This is a genomic window from Cutibacterium sp. LaCa_255 (assembly GCF_057458005.1).
This window is the reverse complement of the sequence record NZ_CP190956.1, coordinates 1,911,204-1,932,583: the sequence shown is the minus strand read 5'-3', so window position 1 is coordinate 1,932,583 and position 21,380 is coordinate 1,911,204. Positions and strand designations below refer to the sequence as shown.

Below are 21,380 nucleotides of genomic sequence, written 5' to 3'. Positions count from 1 at the left end.
CGGGGTGAGTTACCACAATCCTCCGATTCCGTGGCGAGAGTTGGAAAGACGCATCTCGGGACGGCGTCCTCCCAATGGCCATCAGGACAGCCATGCTGATCAGACCGGCTATCGCCGCGTCCGTAAACCCTTTGACTGTCGTCCCCTCCGACCCGAGGGGCCAGTGGTGCCCTATGCCGAGCTGCACTGTCACTCCTCCTACAGCTTTCTTGACGGTGCCTCCAGTCCGGAGGACCTCGTCACCCGAGCGGTGGAGCTGGGCCTGTCAGGGCTGGCCCTGACTGATCATGACGGCCTCTACGGGGTCGTCAGAATGGCTGAAGCGGCTGAAGCCTGTGGTCTTCCCACCATTATCGGGTCGGAGTTGTCCATTGGAGTGCCGGAGCCTCAGAACGGGGTGGCTGATCCGGTGGGCAGCCACCTGCTCGTGCTGGCCAACGGCCCGGAGGGCTATCGCCGCTTGGCCGGTGCCCTCACGGACGCCTATCTGGCCGAGGGTGGGCAGAAAGGGCATCCGGTCCATGATCTCAACCATCTGGCCGAGGTGGCCGACGAGCACTGGACTGTCCTCACCGGATGTCGGAAGGGAGCAGTGAGGCAGGGCTTGGTCAAGGGGGTGGCTCAAGCTGAGGCCGAGCTCCATCACCTGGTTGATCTCTTCGGTATCGACAATGTCATGGTCGAGTTGACCGATCATCGCGCTCCCACCGATTCCCGTGACAACGACGTCCTCGCTGAGCTGGCGGGTCGTCATGGCCTGACGACGGTGGCGACGACAGCCGCCCACTACGCCGGTGCTGAGCAGTTCGAGCTGGCCTGCGCTCTCTCAGCGGTGCGGGCTCGACGCAGTCTTGACGAGATGGACGGCTGGCTTCCTCCCGGCCCGGTGGCGAGGTTGCGCAGCGGCGCGGAGATGGCAGACCTGCTCAGCCGTCACCGAGATGCGGTGGACAACACCGTAGCGGTGGCTGAGAGGACGGCTTTCCAACTGAGGTCGGTGCGTCCCCGTCTGCCCGACCAGAAAGTGCCCGAGGGACACACTCCCATCAGTTGGCTGCGTCATCTGGTGGAGGAGGGGCGTCGAGGCTGCTACGGGGATGACCCAGTGGCCAAGGACCGCCTGGCCACGGAACTCGACCTTATCGAGGTTCGGGATTTCGCCGGCTACTTCCTCATCGTCTCCGACATCGTGGAGTTCGCTCGGTCCCGGGGGATCTTGTGTCAAGGACGTGGATCAGCAGCGGCCTCGGCGGTCTGTTACGTGCTGGGCATCACCGTCGTCGATCCGGTGTTTTACGGCTTGCCCTTCGAGCGGTTCCTGTGGGTGCTGCGCGAGGAGGAGTCTGACATCGATGTCGACTTCGACGCTCGACGTCGTGAGGAGGTCATCCAGTACGTCTACGCCAAGTACGGGCGGCGCAACGCTGCCCAGGTGGCTGACGTCATCACCTATCGGCCGCGCAGTGCCATCCGGGACACGGCCAAAGCCCTCGGTTATTCCCAAGGGCAGCAGGACGCGTGGTCGCGTCAGATGGAGAGACGATCAGTGGTGCCGGGCTCCCGGAGCTCCGAGGGCCCCGAGATTCCTGACGAGGTCGTCGCCCTCGCCCAGCAGGTGATGGGGCTACCGCGTCACCTGGGCATCCACTCGGCCGGAATGGTGCTGACCCGAGAACCGGTGGGACGCATCTGCCCGATCGAGCCAGCCCGGATGCCTGGTCGCACGGTGCTGCAGTGGGACAAGGAGGACTGCGCCTGGATGGGGCTGGTGAAGTTCGACCTGCTGGGGCTGGGAATGCTCTCGGCGCTGAGCATCTCCTTCAATCTCATCGCTCAGCACTGCGGACGATCTTGGGCCCTGGCCTCGATTCCGCGCAATGAGCCGGGGGTCTACGACATGTTGTGCCGTGGTGACAGCATCGGCGTGTTCCAGGTGGAGAGCCGGGCCCAGATTGGCACTCTGCCGCGGCTCAAGCCGCGCTGCTTCTACGACTTGGCCGTGGAGATCGGGCTCATCCGTCCTGGTCCGGTGCAGGGAGGCGCGGTGCATCCCTATATCCGACGACGTACCGGTGTCGAACCGATCACCTATCCCCACCCGTTGCTCAAACCGGTGCTCGAGCGCACCTTGGGAATCCCGCTCTTCCAGGAGCAGCTCATGCAGATGGCTACGACGGTCGGCAATTGCACGGCTGCCGACGCTGACCTGTTGCGCCGAGCGATGGGATCCAAACGCGGGGTCGAACGCATTGACTCGCTACGCGCCAAGCTTTTCGAGGGGATGGCAGCCAATGGGATTGACGACGACACTGCCCAGGACATCTATGCCCGCATCGAGTCTTTCGCGAATTTTGGGTTCGCCGAGTCCCATGCCTTGAGCTTCGCCGGACTGGTCTACACCTCAGCTTGGGTCAAGCTGCATTACCCGGCAGCCTTTCTTGCGGCTTTGCTGCGCAGCCAGCCGATGGGGTTCTATTCCCCGGCGACTCTGGTGGCGGATGCTCGACGACACGGTGTGGTGACGCGACGTCCAGACCTGACGAAGTCGTCAGTGGGGGCAGATCTGGAAGCACTGGATCGTGGAGGCGATGACGTGGAGACAGGGATGGACGACTGTCTTCATGACCACGACGAGTCCGAGATCGGTCCTTTTGACCCCGATCGTGATGACGGTGACCATCGTCGGGATACTCACTTCGCGGTGCGGTTGGGCCTTTCTGACGTCTCCGGTATCAGTACCGAGACAGCCACTCGGATCATTGCGGAGCGGGAACGCGAACCCTTCACCAGCCTCGACGACCTCGCTCGGCGCGTTGAACTGGGCAAGGAAGAGGTGGAGGCCCTTGCCCTGGCTGGTGTCTTCGACGATCTCGTGGGGTCAAGACGGGGCGCTCTGTGGCAGATCGGTCAGATCGACGGTGTAGCACCGGGCCAGCTGGATGTTCAGGTGGCTACCCAGCCACCTTTGCTTCCCGAACCCACTCAGTTGGAGTTATTGGGTGACGACATCCGTGCCACCGGAGTCAGTACGGCCGACCATCCTGTTCGCCACGTCCGGGGCGTCCTTGATCGACGAGGTGTGGTGCGAGTTGACCGGCTGGGCGACGTCGAGGCTGGACGGCGTATAGAAGTTGCTGGAGTCGTCACCCACAGACAGAGACCTGGGACAGCAGGGGGAGTGACCTTCCTCAACGTGGAGGACGAAACCGGCCTGCTCAACGTCATCGTCACTCCGGGTGCATGGAAGCATCACCGACGTGTGGCCCGGACGTCGCGAGCTTTGGTGGTGCGGGGGATCTTGGAAAGAAGCGACGAGGGAGTGACGAGTTTGCAAGCAGATCGGTTGGAAGCCCTCGATTTATCAGTACCCACGAGATCCCGTGACTTCCGCTGAACAGCCTTTGACAAGGGGATACGATGACAGCGGCACCCTAATTTGCGTCATTGTTCATCCATGTGTAATGTTTTCCGAGCTGTCAGGGGCTGCTTGAAGCGGCTCCCAGATAGCAGCCGAACTGGATCTCAGCCCGATGGTTTTGGTGAGTCGGGGTTGATCCGGTAAGGTTGATCGGGTCGCTGCTTTTCGGGGTGGTGGCACGGTTTTGGCTGGTTTTGCTGGCTGATCTTGATACCGCGGGTTTTGCGGGGTTGGGGTTGGTGTGGTAGGGTCGGTCGGGTCGCCTCGGGGTGGTCCTGCTTGTTGGTGGGGTTGTTCTGGTGGGTGTGATGCTTGAGAACTCAACAGTGTGTCTTTGATAGTCAATGATTTTTTGATGCATCTATCGATGTGTCGGATTTGTTTATGAATTCCTTTGTGATTCTGGACATGGACTGATTTTTTTGGTCAGTGTTTGGGGTTAGTGTTTTGGATTCTCTTGTGACACCGTTGCCTGCATTGTGTGTGTGGGTGGGTGATATTTTTTCATTGGAGAGTTTGATCCTGGCTCAGGACGAACGCTGGCGGCGTGCTTAACACATGCAAGTCGAACGGAAAGGCCCCTTTGGGGGTACTCGAGTGGCGAACGGGTGAGTAACACGTGAGTAACCTGCCCTTGACTTCGGGATAACTTCAGGAAACTGGGGCTAATACCGGATAGGAATCCTTGCTGCATGGTGGGGGTTGGAAAGCTTCGGCGGTTTTGGATGGACTCGCGGCTTATCAGCTTGTTGGTGGGGTAGTGGCTTACCAAGGCTTTGACGGGTAGCCGGCCTGAGAGGGCGACCGGCCACATTGGGACTGAGATACGGCCCAGACTCCTACGGGAGGCAGCAGTGGGGAATATTGCACAATGGGCGGAAGCCTGATGCAGCAACGCCGCGTGCGGGATGACGGCCTTCGGGTTGTAAACCGCTTTCAGCAGGGGCGAAGCTTTTGTGACGGTACCTGCAGAAGAAGCACCGGCTAACTACGTGCCAGCAGCCGCGGTGATACGTAGGGTGCGAGCGTTGTCCGGATTTATTGGGCGTAAAGAGCTCGTAGGTGGTTGATTGCGTCGGAAGTGAAAACTTGGGGCTTAACCCTGAGCGTGCTTTCGATACGGGTTGACTTGAGGAAGGTAGGGGAGAATGGAATTCCTGGTGGAGCGGTGGAATGCGCAGATATCAGGAGGAACACCAGTGGCGAAGGCGGTTCTCTGGACCTTTCCTGACGCTGAGGAGCGAAAGCGTGGGGAGCGAACAGGCTTAGATACCCTGGTAGTCCACGCTGTAAACGGTGGGTACTAGGTGTGGGGTCCATTCCACGGATTCCGTGCCGTAGCTAACGCATTAAGTACCCCGCCTGGGGAGTACGGCCGCAAGGCTAAAACTCAAAGGAATTGACGGGGCCCCGCACAAGCGGCGGAGCATGCGGATTAATTCGATGCAACGCGAAGAACCTTACCTGGGTTTGACATGGACTGGGAGTGCTCAGAGATGGGTACGCCTCCTTGTGGGGCTGGTTCACAGGTGGTGCATGGCTGTCGTCAGCTCGTGTCGTGAGATGTTGGGTTAAGTCCCGCAACGAGCGCAACCCTCGTTCACTGTTGCCAGCACGTTATGGTGGGGACTCAGTGGAGACCGCCGGGGTCAACTCGGAGGAAGGTGGGGATGACGTCAAGTCATCATGCCCCTTATGTCCAGGGCTTCACGCATGCTACAATGGCCGGTACAAAGAGTTGCGAGCCTGTGAGGGTGAGCGAATCTCGGAAAGCCGGTCTCAGTTCGGATTGGGGTCTGCAACTCGACCCTATGAAGTCGGAGTCGCTAGTAATCGCAGATCAGCAACGCTGCGGTGAATACGTTCCCGGGGCTTGTACACACCGCCCGTCAAGTCATGAAAGTCGGTAACACCCGAAGCCGGTGGCCTAACCTGTGTGGGGGAGCCGTCGAAGGTGGGACTGGTAATTAGGACTAAGTCGTAACAAGGTAGCCGTACCGGAAGGTGCGGCTGGATCACCTCCTTTCTAAGGAGCACTTCATTGTAAGGACTCATCATTGCTGTGTGGCTCGTCGTGAGTCGTTGGTGGATGGGTTAGCTTCTTGTGGAACATTGGCGTGTTCATCTTGTGGTGGACGGTCTGAGGCATGCTGTTGGGGTTCTGGGGTATCACACGTGTGTGTGGTGGCCTGGTGCGGTGATGCTGCGTCTGCTGTGTGGTGGGTGTGGTGTTGATTCGTGTGGTGGTTGAGAACTGTATAGTGGATGCGAGCATCTTAATTTTTTGTGTCTTGTGTTGTTGTGCAAGTTGTTAAGTGCGATCGGTGGATGCCTTGGCACCAAGAGCCGATGAAGGACGTTGTAACCTGCGATAAGCCCTGGGGAGTTGGTAAACGAGCTGTGATCCGGGGGTGTCCGAATGGGGAAACCTGGAATGTCCGGAGTAGTGTCCGGTGACCCTGCCCTGAATGTATAGGGGTGTGGGAGGTAACGCGGGGAAGTGAAACATCTTAGTACCCGTAGGAAGAGAAAACAACCGTGATTCCGTGAGTAGTGGCGAGCGAAAGTGGATGAGGCTAAACCGTGTGTGTGTTCAAGCCGGCAGGTGTTGCATGTGCGGGGTTGTGGGGGCCTTTGGGTTCTGCTGCCGCAGGATTGGCCAGTGATAAATGTTGCGTGAAGGTGAAGCGTCTGGGAAGGCGTACCGGAGTGGGTGAGAGTCCCGTAACTGTAAGCGTGGCACTGGTGAGGGTTACCCCAAGTAGCGTGGAACTCGTGGAATTTCGCGTGAATCTGGCGGGACCACCCGTCAAGCCTAAATACTCCTTGGTGACCGATAGTGGATCAGTACCGTGAGGGAATGGTGAAAAGTACCCCGGGAGGGGAGTGAAATAGTACCTGAAACCGGTCGCATACAAGCCGTCAGAGCCTTGTGGGGTGATGGCGTGCCTTTTGAAGAATGAGCCTGCGAGTTAGTGATGCGTGGCGAGGTTAACCTGTGTGGGGGAGTCGTAGCGAAAGCGAGTCCGATAAGGGCGTGAGTCGCGTGTTCTAGACCCGAAGCGGTGTGATCTATCCATGGCCAGGATGAAGCGTCGGTAAGACGTCGTGGAGGTCCGAACCCACTTCAGTTGAAAATGGAGGGGATGAGCTGTGGATAGGGGTGAAAGGCCAATCAAACACCGTGATAGCTGGTTCTCCCCGAAATGCATTTAGGTGCAGCGTTGCGTGGTTCTTGTCGGAGGTAGAGCACTGGATGGTCTAGGGGGCCTATCAGCTTACCGAAATCAGCCAAACTCCGAATGCCGGCAAGTGGAGCGTAGCAGTGAGACGGCGGGGGATAAGCTTCGTCGTCGAGAGGGAAACAGCCCAGATCATCAGCTAAGGCCCCTAAGTGGTAACTCAGTGGAAAAGGATGTGGAGTTGCGCAGACAGCCAGGAGGTTGGCTTGGAAGCAGCCATCCTTGAAAGAGTGCGTAATAGCTCACTGGTCAAGTGATTCCGCGCCGACAATGTAGCGGGGCTTAAGTTATCCGCCGAAGCTGTGGCAAGCCCGTGAGGGTTTGGGTAGGGGAGCGTCCTGTGCGAGGTGAAGCTGCCGGGTGACCGTGTGGTGGATTGTGCGGGAGTGAGAATGCAGGCATGAGTAGCGAATGACGGGTGGAAAACCCGTCCGCCGATTATCCAAGGGTTCCAGGGTCAAGTTAATCTGCCCTGGGTGAGTCGGGACCTAAGGCGAGGCCGACAGGCGTAGTCGATGGATAACCAGTTGATATTCTGGTACCGGCTTGTCACCGTCCGTGTCGAGGTGTGTGATGCTAAGCGTGCGAGCCTGCCTCCGCGACATCGTTGATGTGGTGGTGGTGTGGTGAGTGTGTGAACCGATCATGTAGTAGGCAAGCTGCGGAGGGACGCAGGGAGGTAGCTCATCCCCGGCGATGGTTGTCCGGGGCTAAATGTGTGGACCGTCTGGTAGGTAAATCCGCCAGGGTTGTGGTTGAGGCATGATGGCGAGCCCACAGGAAGTGGGTGAGTGAGTGATCCTGTACTGTCGAGAAAATCTTCGTGAGCGAGGTGGCTGGTCCGCCCGTACCCTAAACCGACACTGGTGGATAGGTAGAGTATACCGAGGCGATCGAGATCATCATGGTGAAGGAACTCGGCAAAATGCCCCCGTAACTTCGGGATAAGGGGGACCTGAACCGTCAAGGCTTTTACAGTTGGTAGCGGTGAGGGGCGCAGAGACCAGGGGGAAACGACTGTTTACCAAAAACACAGGTCCGTGCGAAGTCGTAAGACGATGTATACGGACTGACTCCTGCCCGGTGCTGGAAGGTTAAGGGGAACTGTTAGCGTTGGCGAAGCGGTGAACTTAAGCCCCAGTAAACGGCGGTGGTAACTATAACCATCCTAAGGTAGCGAAATTCCTTGTCGGGTAAGTTCCGACCTGCACGAATGGAGTAACGATTTCCCTACTGTCTCCACCATGAACTCGGTGAAATTGCATTACGAGTAAAGATGCTCGTTACGCGCAGCAGGACGGAAAGACCCCGGGACCTTTACTATAGTTTGGTATTGGTGATTGGGACGACTTGTGTAGGATAGGTGGGAGACTGTGAAACGGCCACGCCAGTGGTTGTGGAGTCATTGTTGAAATACCACTCTGGTCGTTCTGGTTATCTAACTTTGGGCCGTGATCCGGTTCAGGGACAGTGCCTGATGGGTAGTTTGACTGGGGCGGTCGCCTCCTAAAAGGTAACGGAGGCGCCCAAAGGTTCCCTCATCCTGGTTGGTAATCAGGTGTTGAGTGTAAGTGCACAAGGGGGCTTGACTGTGAGACTGACAGGTCGAGCAGGGACGAAAGTCGGGACTAGTGATCTGACGGTGGCTTGTGGACGCGCCGTCACTCAACGGATAAAAGGTACCCCGGGGATAACAGGCTGATCTTGCCCGAGCGCTCATAGCGACGGCATGGTTTGGCACCTCGATGTCGGCTCGTCGCATCCTGGGGCTGGAGTCGGTCCCAAGGGTTGGGCTGTTCGCCCATTAAAGCGGCACGCGAGCTGGGTTCAGAACGTCGTGAGACAGTTCGGTCCCTATCCGCTGCGCGCGGAGGAATCTTGAGAAGGGCTGTCCTTAGTACGAGAGGACCGGGACGGACTGACCTCTGGTGTGCCAGTTGTTCTGCCAAGAGCATGGCTGGTTGGCTACGTCGGGTTGTGATAACCGCTGAAAGCATCTAAGCGGGAAGCACGCTTCAAGATGAGGGTTCCTGCAGATGAATCTGGTAAGGTCTCCGGTAGACGACCGGGTTGATAGGCCAGGCGTGGACGCATCGTAAGGTGTGGAGCTGACTGGTACTAATAGACCGAGGACTTACAAACACACACTTTCACGTCCAATAAGAATTTTGATGATCGCATCCACTGTACGGCTCCCAGCCCCCACGCGGGGGGTTGCGCCAAGCCTGACTGGCCCCATAGTTTTTCCGGTGGCCTTGGCGGAAGGGAAACACCCGGTCCCATACCGAACCCGGTAGTTAAGCCTTCCAGCGCCGATGGTACTGCACGAGGGATCGTGTGGGAGAGTAGGACGCCGCCGGAATTCTTATTTGTGTGCGTGTGGAGACAAGGATCATCCTTGTCTCCACACGCTTTTTCTGTATACCCACACACCCAACAGCCGGGGGCGATGACACCAATCAACCCCCGGCCCCGTGCCGTCTATTCACAACCACCCACACCAACGCAGATCTGTTTTCGGTTTCCCCTTAGGCGCTAGGTAAATACGGACAGAGCGGGCATAGCACTGAGGAGATTGTTCATCCTCAAGACGCCCTCCCGTAATTGATGCCGTTTCCTCCAGAAGCGGGCTTTCTGCCTTCAAAACACGGGGTCAGGGTCTCTCGGCCGAGGCGGTAGCAGCGCTGAGTCGAACTCAAGAACATGGGCCTTGAAGGCGACATGCATCCTCGGGAAAACTGACCGCAGTGCTTCCTTCCCCCGGCAACCGGGACCTGGACTCGCGTCCTCACCACGCTCGCGTACCGGCACATCGCCCCACTCGTGAGGTGCGGAGAAGCCGAGAGTGGCAAATGCATGGGTGGCGGCTGAGGTCCAGAGCCTGGGGCAGGAATGTCCCGACGAGAAAGTGAGGATACAAAACGTGGCCCCTCTCTGTGAGAAGGGCCACGTCAGTTTTGGAGGAGGACGTCAGCAGGTAGTCGGGATGAAGCTGGAGTTCCTGATCATGTAGGCAACGACCCTGCCGCCGTTGAATAGGTAGTCGACTTCCTTGCCATCGCTGGAGAACGCAAGGGCCTTCTCGTATCCCATTCCATGGAAGTCCGAGGTGACGTCGGTCAGCTTGAGCTTGGAGTAGTCGGACCGCAGCTGTGCCTCGGTGATGCCGATCCGCGCACCGTTAGAGCTGGCGTTAGTACCACCAACGAACAGGTAGGCCTGGACATCGTCTCCGCTCGTCCATACTCCGCCGAGGAAGCCGTTGTAACGCGCATACACCGGGGTGTTGCGGGTACATACTCCGCTGATGCCGTCCGGGATGACATGGATCGTACCGGCGAGTTCCGCGGTGGACTTGTCTAGGTTAAGAGGCCCGACACCTGCCATATCGCCGAGTCGGATTGAGCCCTTCTTCGCCATGTCGTAGACGATTGCCGCATCGCACTGCTTGCTGCTCATGACCTGGCTGGCAGCGACAGCAGCCTTGTCTCCCAGCACTTTGAGCATGGCATCGCAGTCATTGTCGTCAGCAATAACCCCGCCTTGGGGGAGAGGCTCCCAATGCCCTCCGTTCTTCCTCATGACGAGGTGGCCGCCATTAGGGCCGGCCGACTTGCCGTTGATGTTGAAATTGGGTGCATACGCCACAGCGGCGTTCTGACCGTCGGCGGCCAAGGAGACCCACTGGACCTGGGCGTCGGGCGCGTTGAAGAGCTGTCGCACGAGATCCGGCGTCGGCGTGACCGAGGCATTGTTCGGAACGCTCGGCTTCGGTGCGGCTGGTGTTGATGCTGTCGATGAAGCGGTAGCCGCAGACGAAGCGGTCGCCGTCGACGTCGAGGTAACCGTCACCTCTGGGGTCGGGGTGTGGGAGGCTGACGCGGCAGGCTTGGAGGCCGGCGCGGGGACTGCCTTCGTCGCATCATCATTCTTGGGCTTGAGGAAGTAGAAGAGGCCAACTCCCAGAGCCACGACGAGGATTGCGGCGACGGCAACGATCCAGTACTGGCTCTTACGTTTCGGTTGGGGCCCATCGCTGAAGGGGATGCCGCCTATCGACTCATTAACGTCTGGGCGATCAGCGGCAGTCGCACCCGCCAGTCCTGCGGACCTGTCAGGCAGGTACTCGGCGGCCTGTTTACCGTCGCCCAGCTGTTGCTGTTCCTGGGGATATGTGCCATCCCAGTTTCCCGTTGGCTCAGTGCCCGCCCAGCCTTGCTGGTCTTGATTGGGATCCCAGCCCTGCGGATTCTGAATGGCGTCCGAATCCTGCTGCTCGTCCCACCCCGGCTGGTTTTGGGACTCCTGCCATCCCTGTTGGCTGTATTGATCAGCGGTCCATGCCTGTTGGGCGGGTTGGCCTTCCCAGCTTTCCTGACTGGGCTGCTGTTCCCAGTCTTGCTGGGGGTATTGGTTCGGGTCCCAGCCTTGCTGGGGGTATTGGTTCGGGTCCCAACCTTGCTGCGGGTACTGGGCATTCCAGCCGTCATACTGACCTGTCTGAGGACTCCACTCTGGCGCGTTACCGCCCTGCGGATACTGGTTCCAGTCCTGCGGGTACTGGCCGTTCGGGAAGTCACCCTGCTGCGGATACTGCTGATCGGCGTAGGGGGTTTGCGAACCGTCCGGCTCGGCAGGGATCTGTTGTGTCGCGTCGTTGTTTTCTGGCAGCTCCTGGGTGGGTTCATGGCCCTGCCCCTCAGCAGAGCCTGAATCGGACTGCTCAGGGATCAGCCCTGTCTCATTGTCGTCAGAGTGGGCATCGTCGGGGTGATTCCCCTTGTCGAATCCATCGTCAGCCACGATTCATTCTCCCTCTCAGCGTGTCAGTGAATGCGCCAGTTTGACGTTGATGACATGGCGAGCAGCGTCACTGAGACGCTTCTTGCCCGACGAGGACGCCGCCATCGACGTCAACGCCTGAATCATGGGGCCTGCCAGGCCAGGATCGGCAGTAATCGCCAGGTCACCGCCAGCAGACACGAATTTGCTTGCACGGCGTCCACCGTCGACCGAGAACACCGACACTGAGCTACCCAGGTCATCTGAAACGATGAGGCCCTGGTATCCGAAGTCGCCGCGAAGCATGTCGGTCATAACCTTCGACGAGAACAACGCGAGAGTTCCTGGATCGATCTTCGAGTAGGTCGCGGAGGCGATCATGACCGCTTCAGACCCAGCATTGAATGCCATTCGGAACGATTCGAGATACGGGTCATGGCGAATTGTCTTGTGGTCGGTAATTCCGTCAGCTTTGAAATCCGTGTCCTCGGCGATGCGCCCAATTCCGGGGAAATGCTTAGCCGTCGGGATGATCCCGGCCTTGCGATGCCCCGCAATAACGGAGGCCGCGTACCGGCCACACGTCTGAGGATCGGTGCCGAACCCACGATGGTGCTTGGCGATCGGCTTGTTCTTGACGCCAAGTTCAGGATCGATGACGTCAGCGACGGGGGAGAAGATCATGTGGACGCCGAGGTCGGCGAGTTGGCGGGCACCTCTCATCACCACCGACTGAGCTTTGGCCGGGGACATCCGGGCCAGAGCTTCCTGGCTCGGCAGCCGGTCGACTCCCGGAATCCGGATGTTCTGAACCTCGCCGCCCTCATGGTCGCTCGCGACGATGGGCTTGATGCCGTGCGGGCTGACACTGTTGACGGCGTCAAGCATGGCCTCGAGCTTCGACCTCTTGGTCCAATGACCCAAGATGAAGATGCCGGCAAGGCACTTGGAGTCAATGAGGTTGGCGATGTACTCCGGAGAATCTGAGGGAACCACCCCGACGAGAATGCACTGACCAGCACGCTCTTCGAGCGACATATCCGCCACGACATGGGCGGCCCGTGGATCCATCGGGATTGGGGTCACCTTCTCCGTCGGCGTCGAGGTAGGGCTCGGGGTAGGGGTGGGGGTGGCTGAGGACGGGCTGGGAGTTGGCGTGTCAGACGGAGACGACGACGTCACGGGTGCAGGCGAGGGTGATTCGGCTGGGGGCTCGGCTTTTGAAACGCAGCCAGCCAATGGTGCGCTCAAAGCGGCTGTGATGATTGTTCGGCGTCTCATGGTCGCAGTATTCCACAGCCTTTCCATTGCTGACAGTGACCAAGAACGTTACCTCGGAATGACGAGGTATACCTCCAAATCGATGTTACTGCAGTCGAGGTATTCGCCGACAACATTGCAGAAGAACTTGTGAGAGCGCCCAGTTTGCGGGTTTCGCGTACTGACAAAGAAGTTCGACGGATGATTCGGCGGCACTGACTGAGCGAGGTTCAGAGCCAAGGAGCAATCCGTACGCGTGTTGGCGACCCATGTCCCCGGACCACACTCGGAGGCCCCGGCGGGGAGGTCGATGTGGGCGGGGACGCTGACTTGGGCGGGGACGCCGACCTGGGCCGGAGCCGGGGGTGGTGCAGCGGTGGTCGTCACCGTGGCATGGGCCGTTACTGTTCGCATCGGTCTGACCTCAGGCGTCTGGCTGGGTGCCGGGGTCGCGGTATGAATTGGCTGAGCGGTGGCCTCGGAATGAGATCCGGGCATCCCTTTGAGATAGACGAACGCGCCGGCTCCGACCAACAGAAGCAAAGCCAACAGAGCGATGAACCATCCAGCGTCGCTGCCGCGCTGGTTTGTCGCCGCATGTGCTGCTGGCGCAGACGGAGCCGGGGTTGCCATGCTCACCGCTGACGGAGGCCGCGCCGCCGAGGGCGCCGAGTACGGTGGAACCGGTTGTGGCGGCGCAACCGGGGCTGGCGGCGTCGGAGGAGGCGGTAGCGGACGAGGTACAACGAGCTGGACCGGCGGTCCGCCGTCGAGCCATGAGCGCAGCTCAGATGCCAGTAACTCCGCACTGGCAGGGCGTCCGGCCGGATCAGGCGCCAGACACGTCATGATGGTGTTCCACAGTCGTGGATCAACCCCGGGAATGTGGTCCGGGGGTTGGTCACGCAGAATATTTCCAGCTGAATCTGCCTGGAACGGAACGCGGCCGGCCAGCAATTGGTACAAGGTGACGCCGAAGGAATAGAGGTCGCTTGCCGCCAATGGCGTTCGTCCTGCAGCTACTTCTGGAGCCTGATAGTAGGGAGTCCCGACGATTTCGTGGGGATTGCCTGAAGCGACCATTTCCGAGACGCCGAAATCTGTGATTCGTGCCCCACGGACCTCCTCTCGGTCCTCGATGAGGATATTTGCCGGCTTGATGTCGAGGTGACGAATGCCGACCCGGTGAATCGCGGTAAGGGCCTGACAGACTTCGATTCCCAGGCGGACCGCCGTGGCTGGCTCGAGGCGGTGGTCGGGAATGGACTCCAGCACGTGCGCAAGGTCGGGGCCGTCAACCAATTCCATGATGATGGCGAAGGTGGAGGACTCGACGACCATGTCAGTCACCCGGACGACCGCGTCGTCGGCGACGGTCATCAGGATGTCGCGCTCCTGGATGAAGCGCCTCGTCGCGCCTTTGTTATTCGTCAGTTCGGGTTTGAGGACCTTGATGGCTCGAGGTGACCCGTCGTTGAGATCATGCCCACGCCAAACCGTTCCCATCGAGCCTTGGCCGAGCACCTCGTCGAGGATGTAATGGCTGCCAATTTGACGTACTGTCGACCCGCCGGTGGCGTCCTCCTCGGACATGATTCACCCCTTTAATGATCGCTCGGCAACCACTCTCACTGTAGCGACCACAGCTTGGCCGAGGACATAGCGGCCCTCAGTCGGTGACGTCTTCCAAGTCGTCACTGTGGGAGCGACGACGCACGATCACCCAGGCGATGCCGAGCACGATGAACCACACGGGGGTGGCAAGGAGAGCCTGGCGGGTGTCGTCAGCCCCAGCCAGAAGGACGACGACAAAGACGAAGAAGGCCAGGACAACCCACGGCATGAAATGGGCCCCAGGCATCGGGTAGATCGACTCGGCATGGGCCTGCGGGTTACGACGCACGTGCACGATGTAGCTGACGAGGATCATGCTCCACACGAAGATGAACAGCACGGCGGAGACTGTCGTCACCAGGGTGAAGGCCCCCATCACGGTGTCTTTCGCGGCAAGAATGAGGGCCGAACCAATGAGGATGACGGTGCACACCAGGCCCCAACCGGGGACGCCATTGCGGGTGAGTTTGCCGAAGGCCCTCGTCGCCATGCCCTTGTGGGCCAGTCCGTAGAGCATCCGAGAGGTCGAATAGACCCCGGAGTTGGCGCTGGATGCGGCAGACGTGAGAACGATGAAGTTCATGATGCCGGCAGCCGCGGTGAAACCGACGAGTCCGAACATCTGGACGAACGGCGAGGAGTCCTTCTCGATGAGATTCCACGGGATGACACACATCATGGCGAGCAGGGCAACCACATAGAACACCAGGACGCGCACGGGGACGGCATTGATGGCCTTGGGCATGGTCTTGCGGGGATCACGGGTTTCCGCGGAGGTAGTACCGACCAACTCGATGCCCACGTAGGCGAAAACAGCAATCTGGAAGCCGCCGAAGAATCCGCTCCAGCCCTTCGGTGCGAATCCGCCATGGTTCCACAGGTTCGACACTGAGGCCTTGTATCCGCCCGGCGAGGTGAACCCCATGATGATGAGCACCACAGCCACGACGATGAGGATGCCGATCGCGACAATCTTGATGAGCGCAAACCAGAACTCAAGCTCACCAAAGAGCTTCACCGTGAGCAGGTTGAGGACCAGCAGGAGAAGCAAGGTGGCCGCGGTGAGGATGAAGGCCCACATTCGGTCGTGGGTCCAGTAACCCCAATATGAGGTGATGGCGATCACGTCAGCCATACCCGTGACGACCCAACACAACCAGTACGACCAGCCGAGGAAGAATCCCGCCCAAGGGCCCAGGAGATCAGCCGCGAAATCCTGGAAGGACTTCCACTGCAGGTTGTGCAGCAACAGCTCGCCCATGGCCCTCATGACGAAGAAGAGCATCGTGCCGATCACGAGATAGGCAACCACGATGCTCGGGCCCGAGGTGTTGATGGACTTTCCGGACCCCATGAACAGGCCGGTTCCGATGGCGCCACCGATGGCGATCAGCTGAATGTGGCGGTTGCTCAGGCTGCGGCGCAGGTGCTGCATGTCTCCAGCCACATCGTTGTTCTCGCGGTTCATGGGGAGGATTGTTACGCGAGAAGGGGCCAGGTACAGCGTGTCATCTCACATTGTGCAACTACTGTCCGATCTTCGGCATTCCGGGGAATGCTGGAGTGAGCGTCGTTCTGCGAGGAGATGATGACGATGACCACGACCGTAGCTCTGACCGGTGCCAGCGTCCTGACATGCGACCGAGATGGAACCGTGCTGGCCGATCACACCGTGCTCGTTGGCGAAGACGGTTCGATCGAGGCCGTCGGACCCGCCCAGCAGCTCGCTGATCGAGCGGCGGCGGCTCAGCGGCGGATCGACTGTGCGGGAAAATGGGTCATGCCGGGGCTCATCAATGCCCACGCTCACCTCATGGCTGACGGGCGTCCGCTGCCCAGGGCGTTGACGAATCCGGTGCTCGCGCGGGGGATCGTGGGATTCTGGAAGACTCCGTTGGGGCGTCCCATGCTGCGCGAACGTGCACGGGGATTTGCAGACGCCGAGCTCAATTCCGGCGTGACCACCATTCGCAGCCTCGGTGAGTATGACAACGAGGCCGTCTCCCTGGGCCGCGAGAGCGAGTCCAGACAATGGCTCGGCCCTCGCGTCATGGCGTCGGGCCCGCTGCTGGCCATCACGGGCGGCCACGGTGCTGAGCTGGGCGTCGCGCGGATCGTCGATGCTCCCTGGGAGGGACGCAAGGCGGTGCGTCAGAACCTGCGTCTGGGGGCAACCTCCATCAAGATCGCCGCGACCGGCGGTGTCACCGATGCGAAGGCCGTCGGGGAGGCCGGGCGTCCACAGATGACTACCGAGGAAATGACAGCAATCTGCGAGGAGGCCCACTCGGCGGGCGTGCTCGTCGCTGCCCACGCCCAGAGCCCTGAGGGGGTGCTGAGGTCCCTCAAGGCTGGAGCCGACACCATTGAGCACGGCTCGGCCATGACCGACGAGATCGTCGAACTGTTCCACGACAATCCCAGGTCGCTGCGAGGTTGGTCGGCTTTCGACGCCACCCTGTTGGCTGCCGCTCCTCTGGTCGAGATCGACACGGAGATTACCGGGGCCAGCGATGTCGTCAAGGAGAATGCTCGCATCGTCCTGGACTCGATGGTCCAGGGGATTCGCGACGCCATCACGAACGATGTGGTGCTCGGATCCGGGTTGGATTCCTCGATGACCTTTACTCCCCACTACGCCATGTGGCGTGAGCTCGACCTTGTGGTGTCGCGGGCTGGGTTGTCCCCGGCACGGGCTTTGGAGGCCGTGACCCGGGTCAATGCCAAGATGCTCGATCTGGAATCCGTGACGGGTGCGGTGGAGCCAGGGCTGTCGGCTGATCTGTTGGTGCTGGGAGCCAATCCTCTTGACGATCTCAAGGCACTTGAGGGAGTTGAGACGGTTGTCGTCAGGGGCGATGTCATTGACACCCCGACGGTGGAGAGGTTCGGCGAGATCGACGAGCTGCTCGACACCTTGCGCGGATGATGGCGTCGACTATGAAGAGAACGGATGAGTGACGCGGCCAGGCAGATCGTCGTGCTGGGGGTTTGGTGAGCACGAGGTGCAGGTGTGGTCCCGGCCTGGACCTGGCAGCGCACCCTCGCCGGAGGAGACCACGCGGTGGTGGACCTGCATCGTCTCACCGGAGTTCAGCGAAAGCTGACGGAGCGAACCTGCTCTTACGAGGAGAGACGCGACCACGAAAGTGACGGCGGGGCCGAACTCGTCCCTGTCGTCGTTTTGCGCCGAGAATGCGACTCTGAGGAGTTCACATCGGAACAACGGTGTGGATATGTCCAGGGAAGTCGTCGGGAGCGTATGAAAACAGCTCGACCCATAAACTCGAGTACGAGGGAAGTCGCGATTCTCAGAGTGTCTTGCCCCTCTCGGGGTGGCAAGGGGGCCGCCCAAGTTTCAGGATAACCGGAGTGTGCCCGCTGGCTGGATTCGCTCGAGAAGTTCAAGGGGGAGTCGTATCCCCTTGATGAAAACTGGGGTGGCTAACGGGACTTGAACCCGCGACCCCCTGGACCACAACCAGGTGCTCTACCGACTGAGCTATAGCCACCATGTGCCTTCATCAGACAACCCGAGAAGAGTACCGGTTTTCGGAGTGTGAATGCAACCCGGCCTTCCCCTCCCGGTCGTCGGCGTCAGTCCCTGCCGGCTCCAGTGAGGAAGCCTTGGTACTTCGCAGCGATCTCGGCGCACCGGTTAGCGTCCGGGCCGGGGGAGGGAACCATGAGGGCTTCGCGCCAGTACATCAGCTCCTCGATCGACTCCTGGATGTCAGCGAGGGCACGGTGGTTACCCTGCTTCTCCGGGGTGTGGCCGAAGGCGCGTGGGTACCAGCGTCGTGCCAGTTCCTTGATGGAGGAGACGTCGACATTGCGGTAGTGCACGTAGGACTCCAACTCCGGCATGTCCTTGGCCAGGAAGGAGCGGTCGGTGCCGATGGTGTTTCCGGCCAAGGGGGTCTTGCCGGCTTGCGGGACGTGGGTACGGATGTAGTTGAGCACCTGATCCTGGGCCTCGGCCATCGTCAGTCCCTTGTCGAGCTCCTTGAGGAGTCCGGACTTGGTGTGCATGCCGCGCACGAAGTCATTCATGTGCTCGAGCCATTCGGGCTCAGGCTTGATGATGACGTCCACACCCTCGCCCTGGACGTTGAGCTGCCCATCGGTGACCAGGGCGGCCACCTCGATGAGTCCGTCGTGGGCCAGGTCGAGCCCGGTCATCTCGCAATCGATCCACACCAACATGTCTTTCACGTCACAACAGACTAGTTGGTGGTGACGACATGCCACTTTTGAGCGGTTGATGAGGAAGAGGTCCTTACCTTTTGCCGCGCGGCACCCAGCGGCCCATCCAGTAGCTGCCGACCAGACCGATAATCGCCATCACGATGCTGGCTGCCGACAGCGGCCAGACCAGGGTGACGAGGGTGACGACGATAGGCCCCATCGCCGAGCCGGTGTCCGAGAGCAGTCGCCATGCAGCCAGGAACTGAGGCCGTCCGATGGCGGGAGACGCGTCGGACCCCAGGGTCATGACGATGCCGGAGCTGGCGCCATTTCCGATGCCGATGATGAGGGCGACGATGCCAATCGTCGTCGCAGTGTGGGCCAGCGGCAGGGTCAACAGCGCGACGGCCTGGATGAAGATCGACGGCACTGCCACCCACCAGCGTCCGAACTTGTCCATGAGGGCACCGCCGGGCAGGAAGAGCAGGACGTCGGCAGCCATCGACCAGGCGTAGATGAGATCCGTGGTGGCCGGGGTGAGTCCGCTCGCATGGCACCACAGCGGCAGCAGAGAGCGGCGGGCCGACCGAACGAGCATGAGGGCCGTCACTCCCAGACCAGTCGTCCAGAGGACTCTCGCGTTCTGTTTGGCGATGGTCCAGGTCGAGACCTTGTCGGGAGCTCCTTCCTCGGCGAGTTCCGGGGTGTCGACCGGTGGCAGGTCGGGCATGACGGTGGTCACGGCGGCTGCGAGCACACTGGCGATGGATGCAAATCCATATGCCCATGCCATCGAGGATTCCCGGAGGATCCATGACCCCGCCATGGGGCCGACGAACCAACCCACCCGGAATACCCCTCCCAGGGTGGACAGGGCACGGGCGCGGTAGCGATAGGGGATGGCGACCGTCAGGTAGTTCTGTCGAGCGATGCCGTAGACGGCACCGGCCATGCCATTGACGAGTACCGCGATGGCGAGCAGTCCAAGGTGATGGGCCAGCCCCATGGACCCCAGGGCCATCGCGTCGATGAGCATGGCGATGACCAAGGACCACTTCTCGCCGATCTTCGTGACCAGCCACCCTGCAGGTACGTCACCGATGATCTGGCCGATGCCGACGAGAGCGGCGATCGCGGCAGCGAGGGCAGCGGATGCACCGTTGTGAACCGCGGTGAGCGGAATGAGCGGGATTACCGCGCCGTATCCCAGGGACGACATCAATGTCGGCAGGTAGGCGGAGACGATGATTGACGACCATTTCACCGGTGGGGTCGGGGACTCGGTGCGCGTCGAATCAATCACGGAGAAAGGTTAGGACGGCGAACAAATGTGTGCAGCCTTGCTCGCCACCTGATTGGGGCGGGCTGGGTGATGGTGGCCGGATCCCGTTAGGATGTCAACCATGGCCCGGTAGCTCAGCGGATAGAGCAGCAGCCTTCTAATCTGTCGCGCGTGGGTTCGATTCCCACCCGGGCCGCCATCATCCTTCCGCGTTCCGCGGGGCGAGGAATTGACGCAGCGGAAACTGTCCCAGGTGCCCGGTAGTCTTTCAACTATGTCCTACGTTGCCCCCGCGCCCGTTGTGCGTCGTCCCTGGTGGCAGCGTCTGTTGCGTAATCCGTGGTTCTGGGTGCTGCTCGTCCTGGTGTTGGTGTCAGCTGCTTGTGTGGTTCACACCTACGTGAGCATGCATGCGGACACCGAGGTGGAGCGCGACGGCCAGAAGGGTGTCGTTCCCGGCATCACCAATCAGTCGTTCAAACTTGCCTTCCACTACGCATGGCCGACGGCAGCGGTCTGGTCGGCGATCTTCATCCTCATCGACCGTTTCAGGACCCGGCATCTTCACGTGTGGTTCCTCTGCTTCTGCTGGGGAGCGTGCATAGCGACCTGGATCAGCCTGCACGTCAACACCTGGATGGCGGGGATGCTCTCGGTGACAGGCGGGGTCGATCCGGCTTCAGGTGCAGGTCCTGCGGTGTACTCGGCTCCCTTCGTCGAGGAGTCTTGCAAGGCCATGGTGCTTTTCGGGCTGGCCGTGGTCACCGGGCGACGGATGACCTCGGTCGTTCAGACGGTCAGCGTGGCCGGGCTCTCGGCGATCGGCTTCGCCTTCGTCGAGAACATCATGTATTACGCCCGCGCTGACAACTATGCTCGCGTGACCGCCGCGGCCGGAGACCCGAAACAGGCTGTCATGGAGATGGTCATGCTGCGCGGCGTGTACACCTCCTTCGGCCATCCCCTGTTCACCAGCATGACGGGTATCGGTCTGGCTCTCGGGCTGAGATCGCGTAGCCGCCTCGTGCGGGTCCTGGCCCCGACCACCGGCTTCGTCATCGCTGTGCTGGGGCACATGCTCTTCAACGGCTTCTCCTCGGTACTGCCGATCGGCACTCTGAAGAACCTCTGGTATGTCGCCCTTGCCATCGTCGCGTCCGTCGTGGTTTTCGTGATCATCCGCATGGTGCGCGAGGGCAGGACGATTCGGAACCGTCTCGAGGACTACGTCAAGGCCGGATGGTTGCCGGAACACGATGCCGACACCCTCTCGGCGCTGCGGCGTCGTCAGTGGGCGGCTCTGGTCGCTCTCAGCCAGGGCCCGCGTCGGTGGTGGCACACGCTGGAGTTCCTGCGTACCGGCACTGATCTGGCCTATCTGCGTGACGCCGTTGTGCGAGGACTCGACGATGACCCGGGAACGCGTCAGATCCAACTCATCAATCACATGAACTCGCTGCGTCCCATGGCTGTTACCGTGGCCCGAGGCGCGAAACTGTCCAAACCGAGACTGCCCGCATTCCTCAGACGACGTCGGAACCAGCCGGTCAACAACGAGTTGCAGTGGGCACCGCCACAGGCCTGACGAGTGACC

9 protein-coding genes, 2 tRNA genes and 3 rRNA genes are annotated in these 21,380 nt (G+C 60.4%); 7 read left to right on the top strand and 7 right to left on the bottom strand.

Features of this window, described 5'->3' with window-relative positions; translation table 11 throughout:
• The first annotated feature begins 4 nt into the window (after positions 1-4).
• From ACP8ML_RS08745 to rrf, 4 genes are all read left to right on the top strand, one after another.
• A complete protein-coding gene (locus ACP8ML_RS08745; RefSeq protein WP_249361317.1) occupies positions 5-3,394 on the top strand; it encodes an error-prone DNA polymerase in 3,390 nt (1,129 codons plus the stop codon).
• Positions 3,395-3,922: 528 nt separating this feature from the next.
• Positions 3,923-5,444 (top strand): 16S ribosomal RNA (locus ACP8ML_RS08740).
• Between the two features lie 275 nt (positions 5,445-5,719).
• Positions 5,720-8,802: ribosomal RNA gene (locus tag ACP8ML_RS08735) — 23S ribosomal RNA — on the top strand.
• 103 nt (positions 8,803-8,905) lie between these two features.
• A 5S ribosomal RNA gene (gene rrf / locus ACP8ML_RS08730) occupies positions 8,906-9,022 on the top strand.
• Together the 16S, 23S and 5S rRNA genes form the textbook arrangement of a ribosomal RNA operon.
• Positions 9,023-9,630: 608 nt before the next feature.
• Here the strand turns inward: rrf and ACP8ML_RS08725 are convergent.
• The 4 genes from ACP8ML_RS08725 to ACP8ML_RS08710 form a co-directional block, all read right to left on the bottom strand.
• Complete coding sequence (locus ACP8ML_RS08725) at positions 9,631-11,463, bottom strand: hypothetical protein (protein WP_117189804.1); 1,833 nt, start codon at positions 11,461-11,463, stop codon at positions 9,631-9,633.
• Between the two features lie 15 nt (positions 11,464-11,478).
• Entirely contained in the window at positions 11,479-12,513 is a 1,035-nt protein-coding gene (locus ACP8ML_RS08720; protein ID WP_117189805.1) for a glycoside hydrolase family 3 N-terminal domain-containing protein, read from the bottom strand.
• 258 nt (positions 12,514-12,771) lie between these two features.
• Positions 12,772-14,295, bottom strand: a complete 1,524-nt coding sequence (locus ACP8ML_RS08715) for a serine/threonine-protein kinase (protein ID WP_117189807.1) — start codon at positions 14,293-14,295, stop codon at positions 12,772-12,774.
• A 76-nt stretch (positions 14,296-14,371) separates the two neighbouring features.
• Positions 14,372-15,793, bottom strand: coding sequence for an amino acid permease (locus tag ACP8ML_RS08710; RefSeq protein ID WP_429830935.1), 1,422 nt, complete (start codon positions 15,791-15,793; stop codon positions 14,372-14,374).
• A 117-nt stretch (positions 15,794-15,910) separates the two neighbouring features.
• Here ACP8ML_RS08710 and ACP8ML_RS08705 point away from each other — a divergent pair, with 117 nt between their 5' ends.
• Positions 15,911-17,245, top strand: coding sequence for an amidohydrolase family protein (locus ACP8ML_RS08705; protein WP_171048679.1), 1,335 nt, complete (start codon positions 15,911-15,913; stop codon positions 17,243-17,245).
• Positions 17,246-17,752: 507 nt separating this feature from the next.
• On the opposite strand, the gene ACP8ML_RS08700 is transcribed toward ACP8ML_RS08705, so the two are convergent.
• The 3 genes from ACP8ML_RS08700 to ACP8ML_RS08690 form a co-directional block, all read right to left on the bottom strand.
• A tRNA-His gene (locus ACP8ML_RS08700) sits at positions 17,753-17,828 on the bottom strand.
• Positions 17,829-17,913: 85 nt separating this feature from the next.
• Complete coding sequence (orn, locus tag ACP8ML_RS08695; RefSeq protein WP_117189810.1) at positions 17,914-18,522, bottom strand: oligoribonuclease; 609 nt, start codon at positions 18,520-18,522, stop codon at positions 17,914-17,916.
• A gap of 73 nt (positions 18,523-18,595) precedes the next feature.
• A complete protein-coding gene (locus tag ACP8ML_RS08690) occupies positions 18,596-19,768 on the bottom strand; it encodes an MFS transporter (RefSeq protein ID WP_171048680.1) in 1,173 nt (390 codons plus the stop codon).
• Between the two features lie 141 nt (positions 19,769-19,909).
• Between ACP8ML_RS08690 and ACP8ML_RS08685 the strand changes: the two genes are divergently transcribed.
• Positions 19,910-19,985 (top strand) — tRNA-Arg (locus tag ACP8ML_RS08685).
• A gap of 75 nt (positions 19,986-20,060) precedes the next feature.
• Positions 20,061-21,371, top strand: coding sequence for a PrsW family intramembrane metalloprotease (locus ACP8ML_RS08680; RefSeq protein ID WP_065673379.1), 1,311 nt, complete (start codon positions 20,061-20,063; stop codon positions 21,369-21,371).
• The last annotated feature ends 9 nt before the right edge of the window (positions 21,372-21,380 follow it).